21 protein-coding genes are annotated in these 19638 nt (G+C 71.4%); 6 read left to right on the plus strand and 15 right to left on the minus strand.

The window, feature by feature from the left end:
• Window positions 1-3: 3 nt before the first annotated feature.
• From MKK60_RS10875 to MKK60_RS10895, 5 genes are all read right to left on the minus strand, one after another.
• The gene (locus MKK60_RS10875; RefSeq protein WP_147728142.1) at window positions 4-1008 is read right to left on the minus strand and encodes a magnesium transporter CorA family protein; all 1005 of its coding nucleotides are present in this window, start codon (window positions 1006-1008) and stop codon (window positions 4-6) included.
• An 86-nt stretch (window positions 1009-1094) separates the two neighbouring features.
• Window positions 1095-1955, minus strand: coding sequence for an SDR family oxidoreductase (locus MKK60_RS10880; RefSeq protein WP_243985662.1), 861 nt, complete (start codon window positions 1953-1955; stop codon window positions 1095-1097).
• Window positions 1956-1988: 33 nt separating this feature from the next.
• The gene (locus MKK60_RS10885) at window positions 1989-2831 is read right to left on the minus strand and encodes an SDR family NAD(P)-dependent oxidoreductase (RefSeq protein ID WP_243985670.1); all 843 of its coding nucleotides are present in this window, start codon (window positions 2829-2831) and stop codon (window positions 1989-1991) included.
• Window positions 2828-3595, minus strand: coding sequence for an enoyl-CoA hydratase-related protein (locus MKK60_RS10890; protein ID WP_243937352.1), 768 nt, complete (start codon window positions 3593-3595; stop codon window positions 2828-2830). The genes MKK60_RS10885 and MKK60_RS10890 overlap by 4 nt, the downstream gene beginning before the upstream one ends.
• 202 nt (window positions 3596-3797) lie before the next feature.
• Window positions 3798-5543 (minus strand): acyl-CoA dehydrogenase, encoded by a 1746-nt coding sequence (locus MKK60_RS10895; protein WP_243985672.1) that lies wholly within the window; start codon window positions 5541-5543, stop codon window positions 3798-3800.
• A 144-nt stretch (window positions 5544-5687) separates the two neighbouring features.
• On the opposite strand from MKK60_RS10895, the gene MKK60_RS10900 reads away from it, so the two are divergent.
• Window positions 5688-6701 carry an L-threonylcarbamoyladenylate synthase gene (locus tag MKK60_RS10900; protein WP_243949517.1) on the plus strand — a complete coding sequence of 338 codons (1014 nt, stop codon included), beginning with the start codon at window positions 5688-5690 and terminating at the stop codon, window positions 6699-6701.
• A 178-nt stretch (window positions 6702-6879) separates the two neighbouring features.
• Here the strand turns inward: MKK60_RS10900 and wrbA are convergent, their stop codons facing one another.
• Window positions 6880-7479 (minus strand): NAD(P)H:quinone oxidoreductase, encoded by a 600-nt coding sequence (wrbA, locus tag MKK60_RS10905; RefSeq protein ID WP_147728527.1) that lies wholly within the window; start codon window positions 7477-7479, stop codon window positions 6880-6882.
• A gap of 140 nt (window positions 7480-7619) precedes the next feature.
• On the opposite strand from wrbA, the gene MKK60_RS10910 reads away from it, so the two are divergent.
• Window positions 7620-8513, plus strand: a complete 894-nt coding sequence (locus MKK60_RS10910) for a LysR family transcriptional regulator (protein ID WP_147841913.1) — start codon at window positions 7620-7622, stop codon at window positions 8511-8513.
• Window positions 8514-8534: 21 nt separating this feature from the next.
• Here MKK60_RS10910 and greA read toward each other — a convergent pair whose 3' ends face one another.
• The 5 genes from greA to MKK60_RS10935 form a co-directional block, all read right to left on the minus strand.
• The gene (gene greA, locus MKK60_RS10915; protein WP_147841914.1) at window positions 8535-9002 is read right to left on the minus strand and encodes a transcription elongation factor GreA; all 468 of its coding nucleotides are present in this window, start codon (window positions 9000-9002) and stop codon (window positions 8535-8537) included.
• An 83-nt stretch (window positions 9003-9085) separates the two neighbouring features.
• Window positions 9086-10072: an MDR family oxidoreductase gene (locus MKK60_RS10920; RefSeq protein WP_243949523.1), complete on the minus strand. Its 987-nt coding sequence runs from the start codon at window positions 10070-10072 to the stop codon at window positions 9086-9088.
• A gap of 98 nt (window positions 10073-10170) precedes the next feature.
• Window positions 10171-10776: a hypothetical protein gene (locus tag MKK60_RS10925; RefSeq protein WP_147728531.1), complete on the minus strand. Its 606-nt coding sequence runs from the start codon at window positions 10774-10776 to the stop codon at window positions 10171-10173.
• A 205-nt stretch (window positions 10777-10981) separates the two neighbouring features.
• Window positions 10982-12136, minus strand: a complete 1155-nt coding sequence (locus MKK60_RS10930) for a cell wall hydrolase (protein WP_243985699.1) — start codon at window positions 12134-12136, stop codon at window positions 10982-10984.
• Between the two features lie 199 nt (window positions 12137-12335).
• Window positions 12336-12872 carry a hypothetical protein gene (locus MKK60_RS10935; RefSeq protein ID WP_147843704.1) on the minus strand — a complete coding sequence of 179 codons (537 nt, stop codon included), beginning with the start codon at window positions 12870-12872 and terminating at the stop codon, window positions 12336-12338.
• A gap of 124 nt (window positions 12873-12996) precedes the next feature.
• Between MKK60_RS10935 and MKK60_RS10940 the strand changes: the two genes are divergently transcribed.
• The 4 genes from MKK60_RS10940 to MKK60_RS10955 all read left to right on the plus strand — a co-directional run bounded on the left by MKK60_RS10940 (window position 12997) and on the right by MKK60_RS10955 (window position 16388).
• Window positions 12997-14388, plus strand: coding sequence for an aminotransferase (locus tag MKK60_RS10940; RefSeq protein WP_243985681.1), 1392 nt, complete (start codon window positions 12997-12999; stop codon window positions 14386-14388).
• A gap of 199 nt (window positions 14389-14587) precedes the next feature.
• Complete coding sequence (locus tag MKK60_RS10945) at window positions 14588-14812, plus strand: hypothetical protein (RefSeq protein ID WP_147843706.1); 225 nt, start codon at window positions 14588-14590, stop codon at window positions 14810-14812.
• A 147-nt stretch (window positions 14813-14959) separates the two neighbouring features.
• A complete protein-coding gene (locus tag MKK60_RS10950) occupies window positions 14960-15880 on the plus strand; it encodes a metallophosphoesterase (protein ID WP_243949525.1) in 921 nt (306 codons plus the stop codon).
• Window positions 15881-15941: 61 nt separating this feature from the next.
• Complete coding sequence (locus MKK60_RS10955) at window positions 15942-16388, plus strand: ABC transporter ATPase (RefSeq protein WP_147843707.1); 447 nt, start codon at window positions 15942-15944, stop codon at window positions 16386-16388.
• Between the two features lie 15 nt (window positions 16389-16403).
• On the opposite strand, the gene MKK60_RS10960 is transcribed toward MKK60_RS10955, so the two are convergent.
• The 4 genes from MKK60_RS10960 to MKK60_RS10975 all read right to left on the minus strand — a co-directional run bounded on the left by MKK60_RS10960 (window position 16404) and on the right by MKK60_RS10975 (window position 19614).
• A complete protein-coding gene (locus MKK60_RS10960) occupies window positions 16404-16733 on the minus strand; it encodes a type II toxin-antitoxin system HicB family antitoxin (protein WP_243985682.1) in 330 nt (109 codons plus the stop codon).
• Window positions 16730-16990, minus strand: coding sequence for a type II toxin-antitoxin system HicA family toxin (locus MKK60_RS10965; protein ID WP_147727896.1), 261 nt, complete (start codon window positions 16988-16990; stop codon window positions 16730-16732). The genes MKK60_RS10960 and MKK60_RS10965 overlap by 4 nt, the downstream gene beginning before the upstream one ends.
• 76 nt (window positions 16991-17066) lie before the next feature.
• Window positions 17067-18599, minus strand: a complete 1533-nt coding sequence (locus tag MKK60_RS10970) for an acyl-CoA carboxylase subunit beta (RefSeq protein WP_147727895.1) — start codon at window positions 18597-18599, stop codon at window positions 17067-17069.
• Window positions 18600-18819: 220 nt separating this feature from the next.
• The gene (locus MKK60_RS10975) at window positions 18820-19614 is read right to left on the minus strand and encodes an ATP12 family chaperone protein (RefSeq protein WP_243985683.1); all 795 of its coding nucleotides are present in this window, start codon (window positions 19612-19614) and stop codon (window positions 18820-18822) included.
• Window positions 19615-19638: the final 24 nt, after the last annotated feature.

Below are 19638 nucleotides of genomic sequence, written 5' to 3' on the forward strand. Positions count from 1 at the left end.
CGTCTAAAGCCACTTCTTCCAGCGGAAGAACACGTAAGGCAGCACGGCGGCGACGACCATCATCACCACCGCCATCGGGTAGCCGAAGCTCCAGTCGAGCTCCGGCATGGTCTTGAAGTTCATCCCGTAGATCGAGGCGATCAGCGTCGGCGGCATGAACACCACCGCCATGACCGAGAACAGCTTGATGATGTTGTTCTGCTCGAGGTTCACCAGCCCCAGAGTCGCGTCGAGCAGGAACTGGATCTTCGAGGACAGGAAGGTCGCGTGCTCCTCGAGCGATTGCAGGTCGCGCAGGGTCGAGCGCACGTCCTCGCGCAGCTCGCGCGGGGCCTTGGCCGTCCGGTAGGTGGCCGAGAGCGAGAGCAGGATGCGCTCCATCGAGACGAGGCTCTCGCGCTGCTTCGAGATCAGGTCGCCGTGGCGGCCGAGGGCGCGGAGCGTGTCTTGGAGCGCGGTGTTGCGCGCGCTCGGGTCGGCCTGGACCTCGAAGATCTTGCCCGAGAGCCGGTCGATGCGCTCGCCCTGGAGCTGGAGCACGTCCGCCGCGCGGTCAATCACCGCCTCGATCAGGCCGGCGAGGATGGTCTCGCCCGAGGGCGTCCCCGTCGGCCCGCTGCCGGTCGCCCGGCCGGCGCGCTGGGTGTACATCCGGAACGCCTGCGGCTCCTCGTAGCGCACCGTCACGAGCTTGCGGCCCTGCAGGATGAAGGTGATGCCGGCGAGCCCCGGATCCTCCGAATCGCTGACCTTCGAGAGCACGCGCCCGGTCATGTAGCGGGCGCCGTCCTCGACGTAGAGCAGCTCGGAGGGCTCGATGTCCTTCATCTCCTCCCGCGTCGGCACCTGGATGCCCATGAAGGCCTCGACCTTGAGGTCCTCCTCCCGCGTCGGCTTGATCATGTCGAGCCAGACGGTGTCGTCGGGGATCGGGTCCTGCAGCTCGAGGGGGCGGCGCTCCAGCAGCATCTGGCCGGTGCCGGTGACCGGCTGGTGGATGAAGATCACGAAGAGCGAACCTGGGGATGGGCGCTCTGTCGAGCGCCGTCATGGGCGGGGGCGCTCACGCGAGCGCCGTTCAGGGACGAACGCGCTCAGTCGAGCGCGTGGGGCGGCGGCGCGCTTGCATCCGGCACGAAGAAGTCCGGCGCAAGGGGCACGCCCGCGGTGACGCGGTATTGCGAGAAATCCGTGACGCCGTTCTGCGACAGGAACGTGTCGTCGATCAGGAATTGGCCGGTGATCTCGCGAGCCGGCTTCAGAAACAGGGTATGGGCCGCGTCGGCGATGATCTCGGGGGTGCGGCTCGCCCGCATCAGCGCCTCGCCGCCGAGCAGGTTGTTGACCGCCGCCGTCGCGATGGTGGTGCGCGGCCACAGCGCGTTCACGGCGATGCCGGCCTTGCGCAGCTCGCCGGCGAGGCCGAGCACGCACAGCGACATCCCGAACTTCGCCATCGTGTAGGCGAGGTGCGGCGAGAACCACTTCTCCGCCATGTCGAGCGGCGGCGACAGCATCAGGATGTGCGGGTTCTGCGCCTTTTCCAGATAGGGAAGCGCGTATTTCGAGACCATGTAGGTCCCGCGCGTGTTGATCTGATGCATCAGGTCGAAGCGCTTCATCTCGGTCTGGCGCGTCGGAGTGAGCGAGATCGCGCTGGCGTTGTTGACCACGATGTCGACGCCGCCGAACGTCTCCGCGGCGCGCGCGAAGGCGTCGCGCACCGAATCCTCGTCGCGCACGTCGACCACCAGCGGCAGCGCCCGGCCGCCGGCCGCCTCGATCGCGGCGGCGGCGGTGTGGATCGTGCCCTCGAGCTTGGGGTGGGGCGTCTCGGTCTTGGCCGCGATCACCACGTTGGCCCCGTCGCGGGCCGCGCGCAGGCCGATGGCGAGCCCGATGCCGCGCGAGGCGCCGGTGATGAACAGGGTCTTGTCGACCAGGGTACCGGTCATCGCTTCCTCCGCGCGTGGGTCGGGCGTTGCGTGTCAGGGCTTGATCCGGAAGCGGGCGGGCTGCGTCCCGTCGGCATCCGTGAAACCGTATTCCGCCGCGATGTCGCCGGCGTGGATAACCCGGCCCGACCGGGCGATCACGTCGGGGTCTGCGGCGAGCGCCGCCAGCGCGCGGCCGGCATAGAGCGGGCTCTCGGTGGCGAGCGCGCCCTGCCCGAGGTCGCAGACGCGCTCGGTCCGCACGAAGCCCGGCGAAAGGGCGAGCGCGGTGACGCCGTGCGGGCGCAGCTCCTCCCCGAAGGCGAAGGCGAGGCGGTTCGTCGTCGCCTTGGCGAGGTCGTAGTAGACGTCGCCGAGGTAGCCCTCCTCGGTGCCGAAGGAGACCAGCGCGATCAGGCCCGATCCCGCCGCGATCATCGCCGGCGCCACGGCGCGGGCGAGCAGCAAACCGGGATAGGGGCCGACGCGGGCGAATTCCGCGAACGGCTCGGCCGAGCGGCGCCAGAACGGCGTGCCCCATCCGGTCCCGTCCGGGTAGCGCTCGCCATCGTAGCCCTCGTTGCCGCCCCAGACGCTCGAGACCGCGACGTCGATGCGGCCGAAGCGGCGCAGGGTCCAGTGGACGAGCGCGTCGACGGCGCGCTCGCTGGTGTGGTCGCAGAGATAGTGGTGGCCCTCGCCGCCGGCGGCGTCGACCTCGCGGCTGGTGTCCTCGATCGATTCGGCGCGCTGCTCGGTGCGCGGCCCGGTCTCGCTCGACCGGGCGGTGACGACCACCGTGGCGCCCCCCTCGCCGAGCGCCCGGGCGATGCCCCGCCCGACGCCGCGCGAGGCGCCCGCGACGAGGCAGATCTTCTGGCCGAGGTCGGGCGTCACGGCCTCGGGCCGGGCTTCGATCGGGCGAGGAATGCCCGGAACGCGCCCTGTGCCTCCTCCGTGCGCAGCTGCCGGTCGAACGCCTCGGCCTCGGCGTCCAGCGCCGCCTCGACCGCGGCCTGGTCCCCGCGGATCAGCTTTCGCGAGGCGGCGAGCGCGCCGCGCGGCAGGGCGGCCAGCCGAGCGGCCTGGCCGAGCGCGTGCTCCAGCAGCATGTCGGAGGGCATCACCGCGTTGACGAGCCCGAGCGATTCGGCCGCATCCGCCCCGAACATCTCCGAGAGCAGCAGCAGCTCGGTCGCCTTGAGGCGGCCGATCCGCCGCGGCAGCAGGTAGCTCGAGGCCGCCTCCGGCACGAGGCCGAGCTCGACGAAGGGCATGCGGAAGCGCGCCGCCGGGCTGGCGTAGACGAGGTCGCAGTGCAGCGTCAGCGTGGTGCCGATGCCGACGGCGATCCCGTCGACCGCCGCGACCATCGGCGTCGCCGTGCGCGCGAGCTGCCGGATGAAGCGGAGCGAGGGCGCCTCGCTGAACGCCTTTTCCGCCCGCGAGACAAAGTCGGCGATGTCGTTGCCGGCGCAGAAGATGCCGGGCACCCCGGAGAACACCACCGCGCCGACGGCATCCGACGCGTCGGCCGAGGCCAGCGCCTCGCGCATCGCGTCGTACATCGCCCCGGTGAGCGCGTTCTTCTTCTCGGGCCGGTTCAGCGTGATCGACCGGACGCCGTCCGCGCCGTCGGTGATCGCCACGTGCTCGCTCATCTCCGCCTCCCCCTGATCATTCGTTCCAGGCCTCGCCAGCGACCGATCGATGTCACCGTTTCCGTTCCAGACCCGCCATCCCGGGGCGCCGAAGGTGCGCCCGGGATCCGGAGCCGCCGGCCGGGCTCGATGAGGTGCCACCTGCGGTTCTGGATTCCGGGCTCCGCGTCGCGGACCCGGAATGACGGGCGGAGGGCTTGGGTCACGCCACCAGCACGGCGGCCGCATCGTCCAGGAACCCGCCGCCGTCGATCACCACCTGGGCCAGCCCGTCGGCGGCCGGCAGCAGGTTCTCGGCGAAGAAGCGCGCGAGCGCGATCCGCGCGGCGTGCGCCGGATCGGTCTCGCCCGCCTTCAGCGCGGCGCGGGCGGCCAGCGCCTCGCGGGCGAGGCAGGCCGCGCCCTGGGCCAAGCCGAACAGCCGCAGGTACGGCGTCGCGCCGGCCAGGGCCGCGTCCGGTCGGTTGGACCTCAGGCTCGCCAGCTGGTGGCTGGTGGCACGGTCGAGGGCCTCGATGCCGGCGCGCAGCCGCGCCGGCGCGTGGCCGAGGGCCGGGTCGGCGGCCTTGAGCAGGGCTTCGGCGACCCGGCGCATGGCAGCGATCTGCGCGCGCACCGTGGCGCCGTCGTTCAACGGGAGCTTGCGCCCGGTGAGGTCGATCGCCTGGATGCCGTTGGTGCCCTCGTAGATCCCGAGGATGCGGGCGTCGCGCATCGCTTGCGCCGCGCCGGTCTCCTCGACGAAGCCCATGCCGCCGTGCACCTGCACGCCGAGGGAGGCGACCTCGTTGGCGATGTCGGTCGAGAACGCCTTGGCCACCGGCGTCAGCAGCGAGGCGCGGTCGAGCGCCGCCTTGCCCTCCGGCCCCTCGGCCGCGTCGAGGGCGGCCGCGGTCAGGTAGCAGACGCCGCGCGCGGCCGCGGTGCAGGCCTTCATCGTCAGCAGCATGCGCTGCACGTCCGGATGGGCGACGATCGGGCTCGTCTCGGCGGAGCCCGGCGCTTTTCCCTGCCGGCGCTCGCGGGCGTAGGCCAGCGCCCGCTGCGTCGCCGCCTCGGCGATGCCCACGCCCTGCAGCCCGACATTGAGGCGGGCGTTGTTCATCATCGTGAACATGCAGGCGAGCCCGCGATTCGCCTCGCCGATCAGCCAGCCGACGGCGCCGCCGTTGTCGCCGAAGGCCATCGAGCAGGTCGGCGAGGCGTGGATGCCGAGCTTGTGCTCCAGGCCCGAGCAGCGCAGGTCGTTCTCCGACCCGTCGGGGAGCACCTTCGGCACCAGGAACAGCGAGATGCCGCGGGTGCCCGCGGGCGCATCCTTCAGGCGGGCGAGCACGAGGTGGACGATGTTCTCGGCCATGTCGTGGGCGCCGTAGGTGATGTAGATCTTCGAGCCGACGATGCGGTAGCTGCCGTCGCCGGCCGGCTCCGCGCGGGTGCGGATCGCGGCCAGGTCCGAGCCGGCCTGCGGCTCGGTCAGGTTCATCGTCGCGGTCCACTCGCCGGAGACGAGCTTGCCGAGGTAGCGCGCCTTCAGATCCTCCGAGCCGTGCGCCGCCAGCGCCTCGATGCCGCCGGCGGTGAGCAGCGGGCACAGGCCGAAGGCGAGGTTGGCGCCGTTCCACATCTCAGTGCAGGCCGCGTCGAGCACCTGCGGCAGGCCCTGCCCGCCATGGTCCGGGTCGGCGGTGAGCCCGTTCCAGCCGCCGGCGACGAATGTCCTGTAGGCGTCCGCGAAACCCGGCGCCGTGGTGACGACGCCGTCCGCGAGCGTCGCGCCGTGCCGGTCGCCGATGCGGTTCAGCGGGGCGAGCACGTCGGCGGCGAGGCGTCCGGCCTCGGTGAGGATCGCGTCCGCGTCCTCGATGCCGAGCGCGCCCGTGCCGTCGAGCCCGGCGATGTGCTGCAGGGTGAACACCATCTCGGACACGGGTGCGCGGTAGCTCATCGGCTGTTCCTCCCGCCCGGCCCGGTTCGACCGCGCCTCGGCGTCTCGTTTGACGGTCGGCGCGGGGGCACGCTAGGCCCACGCCCTCCGCTGACGGCATACGCCCGAACCGGCCCCGCCGTCACCGCCGGAGATGGTTTATATATGAACGATCTCGCGTCAATCCCCGCCCCGGCCTCGGGCCGGCGCCCGACGGCCCGCCTCCCGGGCGACGGATCGGGCGTGGCGGAGGCGGCGCGCCTGATCCGGGCCGGCGCCTGCGTCGCCTTCCCCACCGAGACCGTCTACGGCCTCGGCGCCGACGCCACCGATGCGGAGGCGGTCGCCGGGATCTTCGCGGCGAAGGCGCGCCCGCGCTTCAACCCGCTGATCGCCCATCTGCCCGGCCGCACCGCCGCCGAGGGTCAGGGCACGTTCGACGACCACGCGCTTCGGCTCGCGGAGGCGTTCTGGCCGGGCCCGCTCACCCTGGTGGTGCCGGCCTCGGGCGGCACCACCGTGTGCGACCTGGCGCGTGCCGGCCTGCCGAGCGTGGCGCTGCGGGTTCCCGCCAACCCGCTCGCCCGCGATCTTCTCGCCGCAATCGGCCGCCCCGTCGCCGCCCCGTCGGCGAATCGCTCGGGCCGGGTCAGCCCGACGCGGGCCGACCACGTGCTCGCCGACCTCGACGGGCGGATCGCGGCCGTGCTCGACGGCGGCGACACCCCGGTCGGGGTCGAATCGACGGTGATCGCCTGCCTCGGCGGCCCGCCGCGGCTGCTCCGGCCCGGCGGCATCACCCGCGCGGCGATCGCGGCCGTGCTCGGGACGGCGTTGGCCGCACCGGCGCAGGACGATGCGGCCCGGCCGATCGGCCCCGGCCTCCTGGCCTCGCACTACGCGCCGCGGGCTGCGTTGCGGCTCGACGCCGAGGTGGTCGAGCCCGAGGAGGCGGTGCTGCTGTTCGGTGCGTCGCGCCCGGTGGGGATCGAGCGCGCGCGCGCGGTCTCGAACCTCTCTCCGCGCGGCGACCTCACGGAGGCGGCGTCCCGCCTGTTCGCCGCCTTGCGCGACCTCGACGCGTCGGGAGCCGCGACGATCGCGGTATGCTGGATCCCCGCCGACGGCCTCGGCGAGGCGATCCTGGACCGGCTCGGACGGGCCGCCGCCCCGCGCTGAAAAAATCTTTCGTCCGGCGTGGAACCGGGGGTCGCGAGGGCTGTTTCCCCATCACGAAGGCCAGTTCAGCCCCCAATGGCCTTTTTCCTTCCAGGCTCGGAGCAATCCGAGCCTTTTTTCTTGCGCTTTTCCGGCAGCGGCGGGCCGAGGCAGCGAACCGCCCCGGCCCTCGACGGCGTCAGCCCGCCAGCTTGGCGGCGATCCCGGCCACGTGCCGGCCCTGGAACTTCGCCCCCTCGAGCTCGATCGCGATCGGCTGGCGCGAGCCGTCGCCGCCGGCGATGGTGCTGGCGCCGTAGGGCGTGCCGCCCGACACCGTCTGCACGTCGCTCATCCCCTTGAACGAGTAGGGAAGCCCGACGATCACCATGCCGTGGTGCAGCAGGACGGTGTGGAAGCTGGTGATCGTGGTCTCCTGCCCGCCATGCTGCGAGCCGGTGGAGGTGAACACCGAGCCGACCTTGCCGACGAGGGCGCCCGTCGCCCAGAGGCCGCCGGTCTGGTCGATGAACTGCTTCATCTGCGCGGCCATGTTGCCGTAGCGGGTCGGCGTGCCGAAGATGATCGCGTCGTAGTCGGCCAGCTCCTCGGGCTTCGCGATCGGGGCCGGCTGGTCGAGCTTGTAATGCGATTGCTTGGCGACCTCCTCCGGCACCAGCTCGGGCACGCGCTTCACGTGCACCTCGGCGCCGGTCTCGCGCGCGCCCTCGGCGGCGGCGTGGGCGAGCTGCTCCACGTGGCCCCAGGACGAATAGTACAGCACCAGGATCTTCGTCATCGTCGGCTTCCGTTCGCATGGCCGGGCGGCGATGCCGGGATCGGCGGCCGCCTCGCGCTCGCCCGAAGATCGTACCCGCCGGGCTTTGCGCAAATGCCCCGATCTGCAAGAACGATCTTGCGTGAATGCAAGGTCGATGGATGGCGACGCCCTGGGACGACTTTCGGCTGGTGAAGGCCATCGCCGACCATGGCGGATTGACCGCGGCCGCCGCACGCCTCGGCATCAACCACTCGACCGCGTTTCGGCGCCTCGCGGCGATCGAGGCGTCCGTCGGCGCACGCCTGTTCGAGCGCTCGCGTGCGGGCTACGCGGCGACGCAGGCCGGGATGGCGATGGTCGAGGCGGCCGGCGCGATGGAGGAGACCGCCGCGCGTTTCGCCCGCGACGTCGCCGGGCGCGCCTCGGAACCGACCGGCCTTCTCCGCATCACCGCGCCGTCGGGCCTGGTCACCGACCTGCTGATGCCGATCCTCGCCGATTTTCGCACCCGGTGCCCGGGGATCCGCCTCGACGTGGTGGTGTCCGACGACGCGCTGAACCTCTCGCGCCGCGATGCCGACGTGGCGGTCCGCGCCAGCAACGACCCGCCGCAGAACCTGTTCGGGCGCCGCCTCTCGACCGTCGGTTGGGCCCTCTACGGCCGCGCCGACGATACGGATCGCGACCCGCGGCGTGCGGATTGGGTGGCGCCGTCGGAGCAGGTCGGCGACGGCAGGTTCCTGCGCTTCGTCGCCGAGCACGGCGACCCGGACCGCATCGTGATGCAGCTGAACACGGTCGCCGGCCTGTGCGAGGCTGTGGAGGCCGGCATCGGCATCGGCCTGCTGCCCTGCCTCAGCGCCGATCGGCGGCCAGGTTTGCGCCGGCTGCGGCCACCCGATCCCCACTTCGCCGACGGCCTGTGGATGCTGACGCACCCGGATCTGCGCCATTCGGTGCGGGTCCGGGCCTTCATGGATTTCGTCGGCGATGCGGTCGTCGCGCTGCGCCCGGTCATCGAGGGCCGTACGGCGAACGACGGAACGGCTTAGCCGGGCGGGACGAACCGACGATCAGCCGGCCTTGATCTCGGTGATCTCGACTTCCTGCCCGTTCACCTCGACGACGTCGCCGACGCTCTTGCCGGTGATCGCCTTGGCGAGCGGGGCGACGTAGGCGATCGAGCCCTTGGCCGGATCGGCCTCGTCCTCGCCGACGATGTGGAAGGTCTGGCGGGTGTCGTCCTCGCGCAGCACGGTCACCGTCGAGCCGAAATGCACGGTGTCGCCCTCGACCGTCTCGACGAGCTGGGCCGTGCCGAGCCGCGTGGTCCAGTAGCGCAGGTCGCGCGTGACGCGGGCGGTGTCGGCCTTGTCGTCGGGCGTCAGCTGGGCCTGCTCGGCCTGGAGGCGCGCGACCTCCTGCTCGATCTGCGCGAGCCCCGCCGGGGTGACGAAGTTGGTGTGGGGGGAGATCGGGCGGTCGGGGAGGTCCTCGAAGGCTTCCCCGCCCTCCTTCTCGCGAACGAATGCACTGCTCATGGGTCGAGAATGCCCCGGCTTGCGCCGCGGTTCCGTCCCGAAGCCGACTCATCGCCGGGGCGATCGGCGTTCGGCGTCGCGCGTCAGCCGATCTCGACCACCGTCCGGCCGCGGATCTTGCCCGAGAGGATGTCGGCTCCAAGCCCGCCGACCTCGGCGAGGCCGACGCGGTTCGTCATCGCCGCAAGCTTCTGCAGGTCGAGCTCGTCGGCCAGCCGCGCCCAGGCGGCGCGCCGCTTCGCCTGCGGCGTGGTCACGCTGTTGATGCCCAGCAGCGACACGCCGCGCAGGATGAAGGGGGCGACCGAGGTCGGCAGGTCCATGCCCTGCGCCAGGCCGCAGGCGGCGACCGCTCCGTCGGCCTTGGTCTGGGCGAGCACGTTGGCGAGCGTCGTCGAGCCGACGGCGTCGACGGCCACGGCCCAGCGCTCCTTGCCGAGCGGCTTGCCGGGCTTGCCGAGCTCGTCGCGGTCGACGATCTCGGCGGCGCCGAGGGACTTGAGATACTCCGCTTCCCCGGCGCGCCCGGTCGAGGCCATCACGTGCCAGCCGGCTCGCGCCAGCAGCGCGACCGCGACCGAGCCGACGCCGCCCGAGGCGCCGGTGACCAGGGCGGGACCGTCCTTCGGGGTCAGGCCGTGGGCGTCGAGCGCCATCAGGCAGAGCATCGCGGTGTAGCCGGCGGTGCCGATCGCCATCGCCTGCTCGGGCGACAGGCCGGCGGGCAGCGGCACCAGCCAATCGCCCTTCACCCGCGCCTTCTCGGCATAGGCGCCCAGATGCGTCTCACCGACGCCCCAGCCGGTGAGAACCACCGCGTCGCCGGGCTTGTAGTCGGGGTGGTCGGAGGCCTCGACGACGCCCGAGAAGTCGATGCCGGGGATCATCGGGAAACGGCGCACCACCGGCGACGCGCCGGTCATCGCCAGCCCGTCCTTGTAGTTCAGGCACGAATGGGTGACGCGGACGGTGACGTCGCCGTCCATCAGATCGGCCTCGTCGAAATCGGTGAAGGACAGGCTCTGACCGGCCTCGCCCTTCTCGATCACCCAAGCCTTGAACCGCGCCATGCTCGCCTCCCGATGCGTTCGGGGGACCTGTGGCGGGAGCGGCGCGAAATCAACCCGCCGGAGGGTCGGGCTCCGGCGGGGCGATGTGGACGGGGCTCTTAGTAGCCGTCGTAGAGGCTGCCCGAGGAGAAGCCGAGGCCGACGCCGATATCGGCTGAGCTCGCGCCGGCGATGCCGAGCGCGTCCGGGATCGAGCCGAACCGCGGCCCGCCGTAGCCGACGCCCTGGTAGCCGCCACCGTATCCGCCGCCATAGCCGCCGCCGACCGGCACCCAGCCCGAGCGGGCCGGCGCGACGAGGACGCGGCGGCTGACGCTGGCGTATTCCGGCGGGATCGTCTCGGGGATCGACTGCGCCGGCTGCACCAGCACGCGGCGGTGCTGCACCGTGAACTGCGGCGGGGTGGTGACCCAGCAGCCGATCAGCTCGCCGTAGGGCCCGCGCCGGGTCTGCCAGGTCCGGCCGCCGGGCGAGACCATCACCCGCTCCGACACGGTGTCGTAGACCGGCGGCGTGGTGCGGTAGATCGTGCGGGGCGGCCGCACCAGCACGTTTTCCTGCACGGTATCGAACACCGGCGGGGTCGAGACGTGGCGGTAGCATTCGGAGCCGTAGCAGCCGCCGGCCGAAGCGGGCGATGCGACGAGGACGGCACCGGCGAGGGCGGCGAAGAGCAGGGTGTTTCGGGCGACCGGCGCGGTCATGACGGCTTCCTCTGATACGCGGAACGAAAGGGATGACGCGAAGGGCGCGCACATCTCGACGCTCAAGAGGCCGTCGGGTTGCTGTACAAGCAAGCACTATCCGAAAGTAGGGTAAAATTAACCCTCGATCCGGAGTGCGTAGTTACCGTCTACGTAAGTAAATCCTCGATGAATTGAATTGCAGAATTTTGGTTGTCCTCGAATCCTACGTCTGCCCGGGCTTGAGCTCGTAGAAGATGTGCCGGCCGATGACGTCCATCTTGCGCAGGCGCCGCGACCAGCCCGGCTTGACGTAGTCGGCATGGTAGTGCGTCGCGTCGCCGACCTCGGCGAGGTAGGTGCGCCCCTCGATCACCGACTGCGCGATGCGGGTGGCGGTGGCCCACGAGCCCGAATCGGTGATGCGCAGGGCCTTGCCCTCGCAGGCGAAGGAGAACTGGCAGCCCATGTAGCGGTGTCGGTTCTGGTAGACGACGCCGCAGACGTTCGACGGGTAGAGCCCGCTCTTCACGCGGTTCAGCACCACCTGGGCGACGGCGGCCTGGCCGGCCTCGGGCTCGCTGCGCGATTCGAAGTACACGGCCTCGGCGAGGCAGCGCTGCTCCTTGTCCATGGCGTCCGGCCCGATCAGGTCGGCGTAGCGATGGCGAGCGTCCTCGGGGACCGATTGCGCCACCGGCGGCTCCGTCCGGTCGGTGCGGATGGTGAGGCCCGGCAGCATCAGGCTGGCCGAGGCGACCTCGACCGGCGTCGCGTCGGCCGGCGCCGGCGTCGTCGAGGACAGGGCGACCGCGCGCGGCACCGGCGGCGTCGAGCCGTCGTCGCGGCGTTCCTCCGCGGCCTCGGCGATCGCGTCGTCGTCGCCGGGCGTGCCGGTGTCGGCGCGCCCGAGCCCGAGATCGGGGACGGGGACGAAGCCGGCGTCCGGCTCGAGGTCCGGGTTCCAGGTGGCGGTCCCCGGCGTCAGCAGGCCGGTGACGTTGCCGGTGAGGTTGGCGAAGAGCAGCGACGAGCCGGCTTCGCGCAACGATGCCGCGGTGCGCTCGAAGCTCGGGCCCGGCGCGCGCGCCGGATCGCCCTTGCCGCCGCGCTGCACGATCGGGAACACCCGCGCCTCGGCCTTGAGATCGGCCTGCAGCGGCGCGTCGCCGACCCGGCGCCGGGCGCGGACGGCGTCCGCCCGCTCGATGGTGAGGAGGGCGCCGGCGCCGTCGCGGCGCAGGCTCGCACCGATCAGCACGGTGCCGGCCGGCAGGGCCGGGACCAGGCGTGCGTCGCTCTCGGTCAGCCGGCTCGACCCGAAGCTGGTCTCGGTGCCGGCGCTCGCCGTGAAGGAGACCAGCAGCCCGAGGCCGGCCATCCAGGGCGTGAAGGCGGTGCCGAGCCCGATGAGGCCCCGTCCGCGTCGTCCTCGTCTCGTGCCCACGCCGAACCGACCCGTACTGGAAAAGCCACGCCCGACGATCCTCCCGGCTGGTTCCGGTACGAGGATGGCGGTCGCGGATTTATCGCGCGGTATGGTTGCGGAGGGGTTAAAGGCACCCGATCGACGGTTGCCCTCAGGCGGCGCGGACGACCGCGATGTCGAAGGTCGGGCCGTGCGGGCCCATGCGCTCGCGCATGGTGATGCGGTCGTCGGGCGTCAGGGTCCCGAGCGGCACGTCCCGGTCCGGCAGCACCACCGTCGTCGCCTTGTTGAGGTGGACCAGCACGTGGCGCTTCATCGGCAGCGAGGCCGCGGCCCAGGCCTTCAGCTGCCCGTAATACGGCTCGCGCGTCCACGCCTTCGGCTGGCCGGGGTCGACCTGCACGTTCATGTTGCGGTTCACCGGATCGAGGCTGAGCACCATCTTGGCGCGGTCGGGCTTCCACTCGGGGCCGAGCCAGCTTTCCGTCATCCACAGGCAGTGGAAGGCGCGGCAATGGTCGGGCCGGTCGGCATGGATCGCGCAGCCGCGCCCTGCCCGGGTGTGGCGGCACCATTGCCCGGCGACGCTCTCGACCGCGGGCACGTCGTAGACCTTGCAGCACAGCGTGCAGGCGCCGCAGGCCCGGCCGGGGGCCGGCATCGCGACGATGGTGGCGGGATCGAGCATCGCGTCGAGGCTTCGCGGTTACGAAAGGGGCCCGGCCGAGGCCGCGCGGTTCTGCCGGGGTACCTGAGCCCGCATCGGGTCGGTAGTGTGGCGGGCCTACGCGCCACAGCACCGGATCGCCCGCATGCTCTCGAACCTCGCCGTCCGCGACGTCGAAACCCTGATCCACCCCTACACCAATCTCGATGCGCACCGGGGCGCCGGGCCGCTGGTGCTCGAGCGCGGCGAGGGCGTCCACGTCTACGACACGGAAGGCCGCCCCTACATCGAGGGCATGGCGGGGCTGTGGTGCACGGCGCTCGGCTACTCCAACGGCGAGCTCGTCGAGGCCGCCCGCGCGCAGATGGGCAAGCTCCCGTTCACCCACCTGTTCTCCGGCCGCAGCCACGATCCGGCGATCGAGCTGGCCGAGGTGCTGAAGGAGCTGATGCCGGTCCCGACCTCGAAGATCTTTTTCACCTCGTCGGGATCGGAGGCGAACGACACGCAGGTCAAGCTGGCCTGGTACCTGAACAATGCGCTGGGCCGACCGAAGAAGAAGAAGATCATCGGGCGCCAGCGCGGCTATCACGGCGTCACCATCGCCACCGCCTCGATGACCGGGCTGCCGGCCAACCACACCGATTGGGACCTGCCGCTGCCGGGCTTCCTCCATGTCGGCTGCCCGCACGTCTACCGGTTTGCCGAGCCCGGCGAGACGGAGGCGGCGTTCTCGCAGCGGCTGGCCGACGAGCTCGAGGCCACGATTCTGCGGGAGGGGCCGGAGACGGTGGCCGCCTTCGTCGCCGAGCCGGTGATGGGCGCGGGCGGCGCCATCGTCCCGCCGGAGGGCTACTTCGCGGCGATCCAGGCGGTGCTCGCGCGCTACGACGTGCGCTTCATCGCCGACGAGGTGATCTGCGGCTTCGGCCGCCTCGGCACCTGGTTCGGCAGCGAGGCGCTGGGGATGCGGCCGGACACACTCTCCTTCGCCAAGGCCCTGACCTCGGGCTACGTGCCGCTCGGCGGCGTCTCGATCGACGAGCCGCTCTACGAGGCGATGCGCGAGCAGAGCCGGAAGATCGGCACCTTCGGGCACGGCACCACCTATTCCGGCCACCCGGTCGCCTGCGCCGTCGCCCTGAAGACCATCGAGATCTACAGGCGCGAGCGCATCGTCGAGGGCGTGGCGGCGAAGGCGCCGCACTTCCAGGCGCGGCTGTCCGCGTTGGCCGAGCACCCGATCGTCGGCGAGGCGCGCGGCCTCGGCCTGATCGGCGGGCTCGAGATCGTCGCCGACAAGGCTTCGCGCCGGCAGTACGAGCCGAAGGCCGGGGTGGCCGCCCGCTGCGTCGCCTTCGCGCAAGCGGAAGGGCTGATCGTGCGCTTCCTGATGGGCGACCGCGTCGCCGTCTGCCCGCCGCTGATCATCACCGCGGACGAGATCGACGCCCTGTTCGACCGCCTGACACGGGCGCTCGACCGGACCGCGGCGTGGATCCGCGCCGAAGGGCTGGAGGCGATGCCATCCCTCTAGCACCGTACTGCGCCCCCTGGAATGCTGCGACGCGGCAGCGCTTTCTTAAGCCTGCGTTCATCCCGGCTGCACCCTTATCGTTCATCCGCCGGCTCAGGACCCGGGGATGATCTCGAATCGCCCGCCACCGCCCTGGAGCGGCGTGGGGGCACGAAGCGACGGCGCGACCGTCACGCGAACGACCACAGGACGCAAACCCATGTACGCCCCCGATGCGATGCAAGGTTCGGAGATGCAGGCCCAGGCTCACGAGCCCGAGCGCCGGCAGATGGACCAGGCCGAGGCCCGCTACGGCTTCCGTCCCCTCGCGCTTCCGGCGCTCGCCGCCGCCGCCCACTCGGTGAAGCCGGCCGGCAAGGTCGCCCCGCGGACCAACCGCAAGGGCGTGCTCGGCATCGTGCACGAGGATGCGCCGATCGACTGACCGATCGCGCGAACCGCCCCGTACCCGACGGTTCGGTTCAGACTTTCTCGACGGGTTCGCGTCATCGTCGCCCGCTCCCAGCCCGCGCCGCGCTTTCGCCGGAGTGCCGCGCTAGGAGCGCCCGACAGACGCGAACCCGAGGCTTCCATGCTGATCCTGCCGAGCCGCAGGCAGGTCCTGACCGGAATCGGCGGCACCTTCGCTGCGGCGGGGCTTTCGACCGGCGCCTACGCCTTCGGCGTCGAGCCGCTGCATCGCCTCGTGGTGACCCGCTACGCCCCGCGCCTGCCGGGTTGGACGCCGGGGCTCGCCCTCAAGGTCGCGGTGCTCGCCGACTTCCACGTCTGCGAGCCGTTCATGCCGCTCGACCGCGTCGCCGAGATCGTCGACGCGACGAACGCGCTGTCGCCCGACCTGATTCTCATGCTCGGCGACTATCCGGCCGCCGGCCGCATCGCCTGGAAACGCGTGCCGCTGCCCGAGTTCGCGCGGCTCGCCGCGGGCCTGCGCGCGCCGCTCGGCACCTACTCGATCCTCGGCAACCACGATTGGTGGGACGACGCGGCCGCTCAGGCGGCCCGCGGCGGCGTGCCGGAAGCACGCCGCGTGCTCGAGGCGGTCGGCATCCCGGTGATGGAGAACGACGCGCTGCGCCTTTCCAAGGACGGGCACCCGTTCTGGATCGCGGGGCTGGGCGACCAGCAGCCGTTCCTGGTCTTCGACGACGACAGCGGTCGCGACGACCTGCCCGCGACGATGGCCAAGGTGACCGACGCGGCGCCGGTGATCCTGATGATCCACGAGCCGGACGCCTTCGTCGACGTGCCGGAGCGGGTGTCGCTGACGCTTGCCGGGCACACCCATGGCGGCCAGATCCGCCTGCTCGGCCGTTCGCCGGCGATCCGCCCGATCCACGGGCACGACTATTCCTACGGCCACGTCGTCACCGACGGGCGCCACATGATCGTCTCGGGCGGGTTCGGCGTCAGCCGCATCCCGGTCCGCCTCGGCGTGCCGCCCGAGATCGTTCTGCTCGAGCTCGGGTCGAGCCCGGCGCCCACCGCCTGAGCGGCGAGACGCCTCACGCGCCGGTGCTGGCCGTTTCGCGCACGCACGCTACGTTCCCGGCATGCGCGCGCTCCTCGTCGGCCTCATCCTCGCCCTGCCCGTCCCGGCGCTCGCCGACGAATGCGGCGACCTGATCGACAAGGTCGCCAAGGCGACGACGGCGAGTCCCGGCAACCGCAGCGCCGACTTCGCCAACTTCACGGCCGGCGACGGCACCACCCTGACGCTGTCCTGCGGCGGCCCGCAGCTCTCGTCGGTCGGCGCGCAGTTCCGCGGCGACGCCCCGCCCGACGGCTACTACGCCCTGTTCGGCAAGGCCGGCCACGCCGTCACCGGCATCGCGGCCGACGTGATCGAGGCGGCGGCCCACAAGGCCCGCGAGGCGGCGAGCCGCCTGCGCCACAGCAACGTCGACGCCGGCGGCGCCCGCATCACCTGCTCCGTCTCGGGCACCGACAAGGGCCCCCTGACGATGTGCGCCGTGATCGAGCACAGCGACCGGAGTTGAGCGCGGAGGGCCGCCTCAATCGGCCGCCTGCTCCAACGTGCGGGCGACCCACTTGTTGAGGCTGATTCCGGCCCGGCGTGCCGACGAGACCAGCGAGCGATGCAGGCCCGGCTCGACGCGCACCACGAACTGCCCGGAAAAGGCCTTCTCCGGCTCTTCCCCGCGCTCGGCGCAGAAGGCAAGGTAATCCTCGACGCTGTCGGCGAGCGCCTGCTTCAGCTCGTCGACGGACCGGCCCTGGAACGTGATCACGTCGCGGAGATCCAAGACCTCGCCGTGAAAGATATCGGCTTCCGCATCGTATTCGACGGAGGCTTCGTAGTTCCGATACTGCATCGTCGTCATGGCGTGACTCCAGCCTCGATCAGGAAGCGTCGCACCGACTTGACCGCGCCCTTGTCCGTCTCCTCCTGCGGATGAGGCCGGTGAAACACCGCCCGCACCCCGTGCAGGGCCACCCGGATCCGCGACCCGCGGCCTTCCGTGATCTCCGCGCCGCACGCGCTCATCAGGGACTCGATGTCGGACCAGACGACACCCGAGCGCACGGGGTCGGCGAAGATCGCCGCCAGCGTCGTCCGATGCCGTCCGCCGAGCTTCATATGATATCAGCAGCCAGTATCACAAGACGTGCCTTCGCGGTGCGGTCGACGACCCGCACCTCGTTGCCTCCCGCCCTCAGAGCGGGATGTTGTCGTGCTTCTTCCAGGGCTGCTCCATCTCCTTGGTGCGCAGCATGCCCAGCGCCCGCGCGATGCGCTTGCGGGTGGAATGCGGCATGATCACCTCGTCGATGTAGCCGCGCTCGGCCGCCACGAACGGCGACAGGAAGCGGTCCTCGTACTCGCCGGTGCGCGCGGCGATCTTGTCGGTGTCGCCGAGCTCGCTGCGGAAGATGATCTCGACGGCGCCCTTGGCGCCCATCACCGCGATCTGCGCGGTCGGCCAGGCGTAGTTCAGGTCAGCGCCGACGTGCTTGGAAGCCATCACGTCGTAGGCGCCGCCGAAGGCCTTTCGCGTGATGATCGTCACCAGCGGCACCGTCGCCTGGGAGTAGGCGAACAGCAGCTTGGCGCCGTGCTTGATCAGGCCGCCGTATTCCTGCGCGGTGCCCGGCAGGAAGCCCGGAACGTCGACGAAGGTCACGATCGGGATCGAGAAGGCGTCGCAGAAGCGCACGAAGCGGGCGGCCTTGCGCGAGGCGTCCGAGTCGAGGACGCCCGCCAGCACCATCGGCTGGTTGGCCACGAACCCGACCGTGCGGCCCTCGATCCGGCCGAAGCCGGTCATGATGTTGCGGGCGTAGGCCGCCTGGATCTCGAAGAAGTCGCCCTCGTCGACGACCCGGCGAATCAGCTCGCCCATGTCGTAGGGCTTGTTCGGGTTGTCCGGGATCAGCGTGTCGAGCGACTTGTCGAGCCGCAGCGGGTCGTCGAAGCTCTCGATCTCCGGCACGCCGTCGATGTTGTTGGCCGGGAGGAAGTCGAGCAGCCGGCGGATCTGGAGGATTGCCTCGACGTCGTTCTCGAACGCGCCGTCGGCGATCGACGACTTCGTGGTGTGGACCTTGGCCCCGCCGAGCTCTTCCGCGGTGACGACCTCGTTGGTGACGGTCTTCACCACGTCGGGGCCCGTGACGAACATGTAGCTCGTGTCGCGGACCATGAAGATGAAGTCGGTCATCGCCGGCGAGTAGACGTCGCCGCCCGCGCACGGCCCCATGATCACCGAGATCTGCGGGATGACGCCGGACGCCGCGACGTTGCGCCGGAACACCTCGCCGTAGCCGCCGAGGGCCGCCACGCCCTCCTGGATGCGCGCGCCGCCGGCATCGAAGATGCCGATGATCGGGGCGCGCATCTTCAGGGCCATGTCCTGGACCTTGATGATCTTCTGCGCGTGCGTCTCGGAGAGCGAGCCGCCGAACACGGTGAAGTCCTTCGAGAACAGGAACACGGTGCGGCCGTTGACCGTGCCCCAGCCGGTGACGACGCCGTCGCCGGGGATCTTCTGCTTCTCCATTCCGAAATCGGTCGAGCGGTGCTGCACGAACATGTCGAACTCTTCGAACGACCCGTGGTCGAGCAGGAGCTCGATGCGCTCGCGCGCCGTGAGCTTGCCGCGCTTGTGCTGGGCGTCGACCCGCTTCTCGCCGCCGCCGAGGCGGGCGAGCGACCGGCGCTCCTCGAGCTTTTCCAGAATGTCCTTCATGGGTCGAGCGGTCCTGCCTCGGGCGTCGGAAGAGTCTTGTATTGCCTAAGCTGGCCGAGGAGGCCGGCCCGCTCAAGCTTCGAAGCGCCTTAGCACGCGGTTCCGCGCCGGGGAATTGAACCTGATTTGGCGAGGCGACAAGGCGAATTTTCCGGTGCGCGACCGCTCCGGCAAAGCCTGGCCCGCCACCTCGCCGAGCGCGCCAGCGCGACCACTTCGCTCAGCGCGCGAGGGCCGTCACCTCGGCCGCGGCCAGGAACTCGACCTTGCGCCCGGCGAGCCGGGTCGCGGCATCCTCGTCGGCGCCCCAGACGGCAGACTGGTAGGTCTCGTCGACATGGGCCGCGTCCCAACCCTCCTCCGCGGTGAGGCGGCCGGCGAGCACCGCCAGCGCGATCAGCAGAGAGCCGGTCAAGGTCGTCAGGGTGTGGAAGGCGGCGAGCCGGAACGGGTCGTCGATCGCCGACACCGCCCGGCGCAGGGCCGCGACCGAATCCTCCGGCTGCGCGACGTGCATCACGCCCTCGCTCAGGATCAGCCGGGCGCCCAGCGCCTCGCGCGCCCACGCCACGATCGGGTCCCAGGCTTCGGCTTGCGCCGCGACCAGGCGCTCGGGCGAGCCGGCGCGATAGGCGACGAGGTCGGTGCCGGCGTAGGGCCACAGATCCTCGGCCACCGCCGCCATGCGCGGGGCGACGCCATCGATCGCGGTGTTGATCAGCCGGGTGAACGGCATCCTGGCCGGGTCGATGGTCTCGCCCTGCGCCGCCCACTCGGCGGCGAGGCGCTCGGCCAGCGCCCGCGTCGGCGCCGCCAGCGGGTTGCGCGCCGGCGTGTTGGCCGGGCGTCCGTCCAGCGTCAGGCGGAAGCCGCCCGCGCCCTCCGCGAACCCGGTCTCCTTGTAGAAGCGCTTCGGCAGCACCGGCTTGCCGTGGTCGCGCACCGCCCGCATCGGGTCGGGGCGCGGGGTGTCGGAGGGCTGGCCCAGCCAGTCTTGCGTGACGTCGTCGCTCATAGCTTCGGAGATAGGCGATCGGGT

Source organism: Methylobacterium sp. J-092 (genome assembly GCF_022829325.1).
Lineage (GTDB): Bacteria > Pseudomonadota > Alphaproteobacteria > Rhizobiales > Beijerinckiaceae > Methylobacterium.

Coding starts and splice junctions, on each gene's coding strand:
- MKK60_RS10880 (WP_243985662.1), bottom strand. CDS start 1,955: ATGACCGGTACCCTGGTCGACAAGACCCTGTTCATCACCGGCGCCTCG.
- MKK60_RS10890 (WP_243937352.1), bottom strand. CDS start 3,595: ATGAGCGAGCACGTGGCGATCACCGACGGCGCGGACGGCGTCCGGTCG.
- MKK60_RS10895 (WP_243985672.1), bottom strand. CDS start 5,543: ATGAGCTACCGCGCACCCGTGTCCGAGATGGTGTTCACCCTGCAGCAC.
- MKK60_RS10900 (WP_243949517.1), top strand. CDS start 5,688: ATGAACGATCTCGCGTCAATCCCCGCCCCGGCCTCGGGCCGGCGCCCG.
- wrbA (WP_147728527.1), bottom strand. CDS start 7,479: ATGACGAAGATCCTGGTGCTGTACTATTCGTCCTGGGGCCACGTGGAG.
- MKK60_RS10910 (WP_147841913.1), top strand. CDS start 7,620: ATGGCGACGCCCTGGGACGACTTTCGGCTGGTGAAGGCCATCGCCGAC.
- greA (WP_147841914.1), bottom strand. CDS start 9,002: ATGAGCAGTGCATTCGTTCGCGAGAAGGAGGGCGGGGAAGCCTTCGAG.
- MKK60_RS10920 (WP_243949523.1), bottom strand. CDS start 10,072: ATGGCGCGGTTCAAGGCTTGGGTGATCGAGAAGGGCGAGGCCGGTCAG.
- MKK60_RS10925 (WP_147728531.1), bottom strand. CDS start 10,776: ATGACCGCGCCGGTCGCCCGAAACACCCTGCTCTTCGCCGCCCTCGCC.
- MKK60_RS10930 (WP_243985699.1), bottom strand. CDS start 12,136: ATGGCCGGCCTCGGGCTGCTGGTCTCCTTCACGGCGAGCGCCGGCACC.
- MKK60_RS10935 (WP_147843704.1), bottom strand. CDS start 12,872: ATGCTCGATCCCGCCACCATCGTCGCGATGCCGGCCCCCGGCCGGGCC.
- MKK60_RS10940 (WP_243985681.1), top strand. CDS start 12,997: ATGCTCTCGAACCTCGCCGTCCGCGACGTCGAAACCCTGATCCACCCC.
- MKK60_RS10945 (WP_147843706.1), top strand. CDS start 14,588: ATGTACGCCCCCGATGCGATGCAAGGTTCGGAGATGCAGGCCCAGGCT.
- MKK60_RS10950 (WP_243949525.1), top strand. CDS start 14,960: ATGCTGATCCTGCCGAGCCGCAGGCAGGTCCTGACCGGAATCGGCGGC.
- MKK60_RS10955 (WP_147843707.1), top strand. CDS start 15,942: ATGCGCGCGCTCCTCGTCGGCCTCATCCTCGCCCTGCCCGTCCCGGCG.
- MKK60_RS10960 (WP_243985682.1), bottom strand. CDS start 16,733: ATGACGACGATGCAGTATCGGAACTACGAAGCCTCCGTCGAATACGAT.
- MKK60_RS10965 (WP_147727896.1), bottom strand. CDS start 16,990: ATGAAGCTCGGCGGACGGCATCGGACGACGCTGGCGGCGATCTTCGCC.
- MKK60_RS10970 (WP_147727895.1), bottom strand. CDS start 18,599: ATGAAGGACATTCTGGAAAAGCTCGAGGAGCGCCGGTCGCTCGCCCGC.
- MKK60_RS10975 (WP_243985683.1), bottom strand. CDS start 19,614: ATGAGCGACGACGTCACGCAAGACTGGCTGGGCCAGCCCTCCGACACC.